The sequence below is a fragment of the Collinsella sp. AF25-2LB genome (assembly GCF_003458415.1).
Taxonomy (GTDB): Bacteria; Actinomycetota; Coriobacteriia; order Coriobacteriales; family Coriobacteriaceae; genus Collinsella.
The window spans coordinates 22,805-28,892 of the sequence record NZ_QRUF01000023.1; the positions used below are offsets into that span (position 1 = coordinate 22,805).

A 6,088-nucleotide genomic window follows, 5' to 3' on the forward strand; every position below is an offset into this window, starting at 1 on the left:
GCGGCGGTCGTCCCGTACGTGGGACGACCGCCGCTTGCGTTAGCCGCAATGAGTCGTGCGATTAGAGCCCCAGGAGCTCCTTGACCTTGGCGATGATGGCCTCGTCGGTGGCGTTGGCAAAGAAGTACTCCTGGAAGTGCTCGCCGGCAAGTGCGCCCTTCACCAGGTCCTGATCGATCTCGCCCAGGACGTCGACGAGCGGACGCATGGTCACAGCGCGCACGCCGTCGAGGATCTTCTTGTTGCGCTGCTCGGGCTCAACGCGCTCGGCAGGATAGCCGTTGCCCGAACCAAAGCCAAAGAGCTTCTCGAAGGTGTACTCAAGATTGAGCTCCTGGCCCCAGCCGTTCTTGAGGGCGAAGGGCATGGCAACGGCGTTGCCATCGTTGACCTGGGCAAAGGTGTAGGCGTCGAGCGGGTCGGCAACGTGGCCGCACAGCACGCCGGGGAAGGAGTTACAGGCGAGCATGGCGCCCTCGCCGGTGCCGCAGCCGGTCACGACGTAGTCGGCAGCGCCGGAGTTCAGCAGCACGGCGGCAAGGATGCCGTTCTGCACGTAGGTGAGGGGCTTGGAATCGGCGTCGGCATACATGCCATAGTTAAAGACGGTGTGCCCCATGGGCTCGACAACCTTCTTAAGGGCAGCCTCGATCATAGGGTTCTTGGAGTTCTGAGAGTTCTCATTGATCAGAGCGATCTTCATTGCGAATTACCTTTCTATTTCTAACTTGCGGTGAAATACGGACTGTTTTGCCTGATAGAAGCCAAAACCAATCCTTATCTCACCGCAACTCAAATGAAAAACGAGTGGATGAAACCTGATATGGGCAGTTGCGGCGACGCTTATTGAGGCTGCTTTCCAATGTATGCGAGGATTCCACCGTCGACGTAGAGGATGTGGCCGTTGACGAAGTTCGATGCATCGGAAGCCAAGAACACGGCGGGGCCCTTCAGATCCTCGGGCGTGCCCCAACGGGCGGCCGGCGTCTTGGCAATGATGAACTGGTCAAACGGGTGGCGGCTGCCGTCGGGCTGCGTCTCGCGCAGGGGTGCGGTTTGCGGCGTGGCGATGTAGCCGGGTCCAATGCCGTTGCACTGGATATTGGCCTCGCCAAACTCCGAGCAGATGTTCTTGGTGAGCATCTTGAGTCCGCCCTTGGCGGCGGCATAGCCGGCGATGGTCTCGCGACCTAGCTCGCTCATCATCGAGCAGATGTTGATGATCTTGCCGTGGCCCTTGGCGATCATGCCGGGCAGGCAGGCCTTGGACACGATAAACGGTGCGTTGAGGTCAATATCGACGACGCGGCGGAAGTCCTCGGCGCTCATGTCGAGCATCGGGGTGCGCTGAATGACGCCGGCATTGTTGACCAGGATGTCGGGCGTGGTGCCAAAGTCGGCCTCGATTTTGGCGATGAGCTCGGCAACGGCGGCCTCGTCGGTGACGTCTGCCACGTAACCATGAGCCTCAAAGCCCAGCTCGCGGTAGTGCTTCTCGGCCTCGGCGACCTTGTCGGCGTGACGTGCGTTAAAGGCGATCTTGGCGCCGGCCTCTCCGAGCGCCTCGGCAATGGCCATACCGATGCCATAGGTGGCGCCGGTCACGAGCGCGACCTTGCCATCCAGGCGGAAGCTGTCCATAAGATCAGACATAGCGATCCTTTCAAAAGAAACGTTCATCTATATAAGTCTTGCTTTTCATACAAGGTCAGTATAGGAGAAGAGGGGGAATTAAAAGACAGATTCTCCTAAAAACAGGTGAACGTTCACTTTTAAAAGGTAAACGGTGGTCTCGCCCTTGCCGTGCGGACGTCTATTTGCTCTGTTCCTGCGCTCCCTCTGCGATCATGTTGCGGTTGTACACCAGATGCAGGTACATCGCGTCGTGCGCGGCGGTGGGATTGCGCGAGGCGATGGCGTCGGCCACATCGCGGTGCGTGCGGATAGTTTCCTCGACGAGCTTTTTGCCAGTCACGTCGATAAAGAGGGGGACGGATGCCTTGAGCACGCCCATCAGGCGGGGAACGACGAGGTTTCCGGAGCTCTCGGCAATGGCATTGTGGAACGCGGTGTCGGCGGCGGAGTAATCCTTACCGGCCTCGGCCAGGCGCTCGGATTCATCGCAGAGCTCTTCGATACAGACGACCTGATCGTTGGTTGCGTGCTCGGCCGCCATGCGTGCCATCTGCGGCTCGATCATAAAGCGCACCTCGAGTAGGTCGCGCGCCAGACGCTGCTTGTCGTCGATAAAGGTAAAGCCCAGCGGGTCGTCGGCAACGCCGGGGTTTGACGCCACATAGGTGCCCGAACCCTGCTTAATGCGCACGATATTGCGCGACTGCAGCAACTTCATGGCCTCGCGCACGGTGCTCCTGCCGGCGCCCAAGCGCTCGACCAGCACGGTTTCCTTAGGTAGGCGATCGCCTTGCTCAAGGTGTTCATCCAGAATCAATTGAATGATTTTCTCCGATATTTGCTCGGGGAGTCCCGATTCGGCGCGGGCCATAGCTATACCTTTCATTACAAAATTCATCTGAGCTATTTTAGCGCACCACGGATGCGATATTGGCCGCTGGATTTGAGTCGGGCGGCTTAGATATACCGTTCGCAGCGCAAATACGACCGTTTACCAAATACATCAGATGTATTTCGAACAAATTTCAAAATGAAACATCAGACCTTTCCAAAACACGCTATAGTCATCAGACGAATTCAAAAGGTCTGATGAATTGGAGGAAAGATGTCAGACCCAACGTTTATGGCTGATCCCACCAGGCTGGTCATCGCCGCCATCGTGGGCATCGCGCTGCTGCTTGCGCTCATCATCAAGTTCAAGCTGCACCCCGTGCTTTCGATGATGGTCTCGGCGCTCGCGATCGGCATCGGCGCCGGTATGCCGCTCGACCTGGTGGCGGACACTGTCACCAAGGGCGTGGGCGCCACGCTGCAAAACATCGCCCTGCTCATTGGCCTGGGCTCGATGTTTGGCCAGATTCTTGAAGAGAGCGGCGGCGCCAAGAAGATTGCCCAGACCTTCATCGATACCTTTGGGCAGGGTCACTCTAGCTGGGCACTGGGTATTACCGGTCTGGTCATCGGCACTACGGTGTTCTTTGAGGCCGGCGTGGTCGTTTTGATCCCGCTTGCCTTTAGCGTGGCGTCGCAGACCAAGAAGTCGACGCTCTACTACGGCATCGCGCTGCTCGCAGGACTTGCCGCTGGCTATGCGTTTGTGCCGCCATCGGCCGGTTCGGTTCTGGTCGCCGGCACGCTCGGTGTCGACCTGGGCACCATGATTCTCGTCGGTATCCCTACCGCCTTCATCGCCATGGCGATCGCCGGCGTCATCTGGGGTCGCAACGTGGGCGGTCGCATCTTTACCGATGTTCCGGAGCACTTTACCTCTGCCGAGGGCGCGAGCGACGAAAAGGAGCTTCCCTCCTTTGGCATGGTGCTTGCCATCGTGCTCACGCCGCTTTGTTTGATTTTGCTGGGCACGCTGTCCTCTTATATCCCCATGCCCGCCGAGCTCGCTTCGATTCTCGCCTTCCTGGGCAAGCCGTTCGTCGCCTTGACGCTTGCCACGCTCGTCGCGATGTATCTGCTGGGCGCGCGCCGCGGCTACTCCGGCGCCGAGCTCAAGGCCTTGCTCGACCGCTCTCTTAAGCCCGTCGGCATGATCTTGCTGGTTATCGCTTGCGGTGGCGTCATGCGTTGGATGCTGCAGGACTGCGGCCTAGGTCAGGTTATTGGCCCCATGCTCGAGGCTTCTCCGCTGCCTTTGGTGGTCGTTGCCTTTTTGATTGCCGTCATGGTGCGTGCCTCTGTCGGCAGCTCCATCGTCGCTATGACCATGGCATCGGGCATTATGGCCGCCATGCCCGCGGTTGCAGGAGCCTCGGTGCTCATGCGTGCCGCTATCTGTCTTGCTATCTGCGGCGGTGCCACGGCCCTCTCGCACGTCAACGATGCCGGTTTTTGGATGTGCTCCTCGTTCCTGGAGATTGACGAGAAGACAACCCTCAAGTCCTGGACCGTTATGGAGACGCTCATCGGCCTTTCGGGTCTTGCCTGCGCCCTGGTGATTTCGTTCTTCGCCTAGTTCGCGTAGCTAAGCATCTTTCACCGAGTGCATCGCTCGGTACCCATTTTCACCTGATTCATTAACCAACGATTGGTACAACCGTTCAAACCAAAAGAGGAGAACATCATGGACGAGAAAACCAAAGCACAGATTCAGCAGGAGGCCGCCGACCTGGTTGCCAAGCTGCAGCCGCGTTCTGGCAAGTTCCGCACCATCAGCCCCGAGATGGACCCGCTGCGCCTGGGCTCTGGCTGGTCCATCGAGGATCTGGACAAGCCGCAGGTCATTATCGAGTCGACGTTCGGCGACTCGCACCCGGGTTCTGCCGGCCTGTTTGATCTGGTCGAGGAGGTCCGTGCTGGCGTTGCCGAGGCTGGCGGTCACGGTGCTCGTTACTTCTGCACCGACATTTGCGACGGTGAGGCCCAGGGCCACGACGGCATCAACTACTCGCTGCCCAGCCGCGACATGATCGCCAACATGATCGAGATTCATGCCAAGGCCACTCCATTCGACGCCGGCGTCTTTGTCGCCAGCTGCGATAAGGGTCTGCCTGCGAACCTCATGGCCATGGGCCGCATCAACATCCCCTCCATCGTCGTTACCGGCGGTGTCATGGATGCCGGTCCCGACCTGCTGACCCTGGAGCAGCTCGGCGCCATCTCGGCCCGCTATGAGCGCGGCGAGATTTCCCGCGAGGAGCTCGAGTTTGCCAAGCACAACGCATGCCCCAGCTGCGGCGCCTGCTCCTTTATGGGTACCGCCTCGACCATGCAGGTTACCGCCGAGGCCCTGGGCCTTATGCTCCCCGGCACGGCTCTGCTGCCCGCAACCAGCTCCGATCTGCGTGAGTTTGCGCGCGAGGCTGGCCGTCAGTCCGTGTGGCTCTCCGAGCACAACCTGTGCCCCCGCGACATCGTGACCAAGGAGTCCTTCGAGAATCTCATCATGGTCCACGGCGCCATCTCCGGTTCCACCAACTCGCTGCTGCACATTCCCGCGATCGCCCGCGAGTTTGGCATCGAGATGTCCGCCGACGACTTCGACCGTCTGCACCGTGGTGCTCACTACCTGCTCAACGTTCGTCCCGCAGGTGAGTGGCCGGCGCAGTTCTTCTACTATGCGGGTGGCGTGCCGCGCATCATGGAGGAGATCAAGTCGATGCTCCACCTCGACGTCATGACCGTCACCGGCAAGACTCTCGGCGAAAACCTCGAGGACCTTAAGAACAACGGCTACTACGAGAAGTGCGGCCGCTACTTGGAGAAATGGAACCTCAAGCGCGAGGACATCATTCGCCCGTTTGACCAGGCTTTTGGTACCGACGGCTCCATCGCCATCCTCCACAGCAACCTTGCCCCCGAGGGCGCCGTCGTCAAGCACACGGTTGTTCCGCGCGAGATGTTCCAGGCCACGCTTAAGGCCCGTCCGTTCGATTGCGAGGAGGACGCCATCCACGCCGTCCTGACGCACGAGGTCAAGCCCGGCGATGCCGTTATCATTCGCTATGAGGGTCCCAAGGGTTCCGGTATGCCCGAGATGTTCTACACCACCGAGGCTATCGCCAGCGATCCCGAGCTGGGTGCGAGCATTGCCCTTATCACCGATGGCCGCTTCTCCGGCGCCTCCAAGGGCCCGGCTATCGGTCACGTTTCGCCCGAGGCTGCCGTGGGCGGCCCGATTGCCCTGATCGAGGAGGGCGACCTTATCCAGATCAACATCCCCGAGCGCTCGCTGTCTATTGTGGGCATCGCCGGCAAGGAGATGGAGCCGGCCGAGATCGATGCCGTCCTGGCCGAGCGCCGAGCCGCTTGGAAGCCCAAGGCTAATCGCTATACCTCCGGCACGCTCAAGTTCTTTACCGAGCATGCAGTTTCCGCCATTCAGGGTGGCTACATGGAGTAGCGCACGTACGCATCGAATATCTCCTCTCATAGATGCGCGGCACAAAGAGCCCCGAGCCATGAACTGCGCCCCAATTCTTGGACGGGCTAATAAGCGGCC

General features: G+C 59.8%; 5 protein-coding genes. 2 read left to right on the forward strand and 3 right to left on the reverse strand.

Going from position 1 to position 6,088, the window contains the following annotated elements; all coding sequences use genetic code 11:
* Window positions 1-61: 61 nt before the first annotated feature.
* The 3 genes from DWY51_RS08930 to DWY51_RS08940 form a co-directional block, all read right to left on the reverse strand.
* Entirely contained in the window at window positions 62-703 is a 642-nt protein-coding gene (locus DWY51_RS08930) for an RpiB/LacA/LacB family sugar-phosphate isomerase (RefSeq protein ID WP_117563655.1), read from the reverse strand.
* Between the two features lie 140 nt (window positions 704-843).
* Entirely contained in the window at window positions 844-1,653 is an 810-nt protein-coding gene (locus DWY51_RS08935) for a gluconate 5-dehydrogenase (RefSeq protein WP_055309684.1), read from the reverse strand.
* A gap of 160 nt (window positions 1,654-1,813) precedes the next feature.
* Window positions 1,814-2,506 carry a FadR/GntR family transcriptional regulator gene (locus DWY51_RS08940; RefSeq protein ID WP_230318618.1) on the reverse strand — a complete coding sequence of 231 codons (693 nt, stop codon included), beginning with the start codon at window positions 2,504-2,506 and terminating at the stop codon, window positions 1,814-1,816.
* Window positions 2,507-2,740: 234 nt separating this feature from the next.
* Here DWY51_RS08940 and DWY51_RS08945 point away from each other — a divergent pair, with 234 nt between their 5' ends.
* Entirely contained in the window at window positions 2,741-4,102 is a 1,362-nt protein-coding gene (locus DWY51_RS08945; RefSeq protein WP_117770598.1) for a GntP family permease, read from the forward strand.
* Window positions 4,103-4,210: 108 nt separating this feature from the next.
* Window positions 4,211-5,989, forward strand: coding sequence for a dihydroxy-acid dehydratase (gene ilvD, locus DWY51_RS08950; protein WP_199411412.1), 1,779 nt, complete (start codon window positions 4,211-4,213; stop codon window positions 5,987-5,989).
* Window positions 5,990-6,088: the final 99 nt, after the last annotated feature.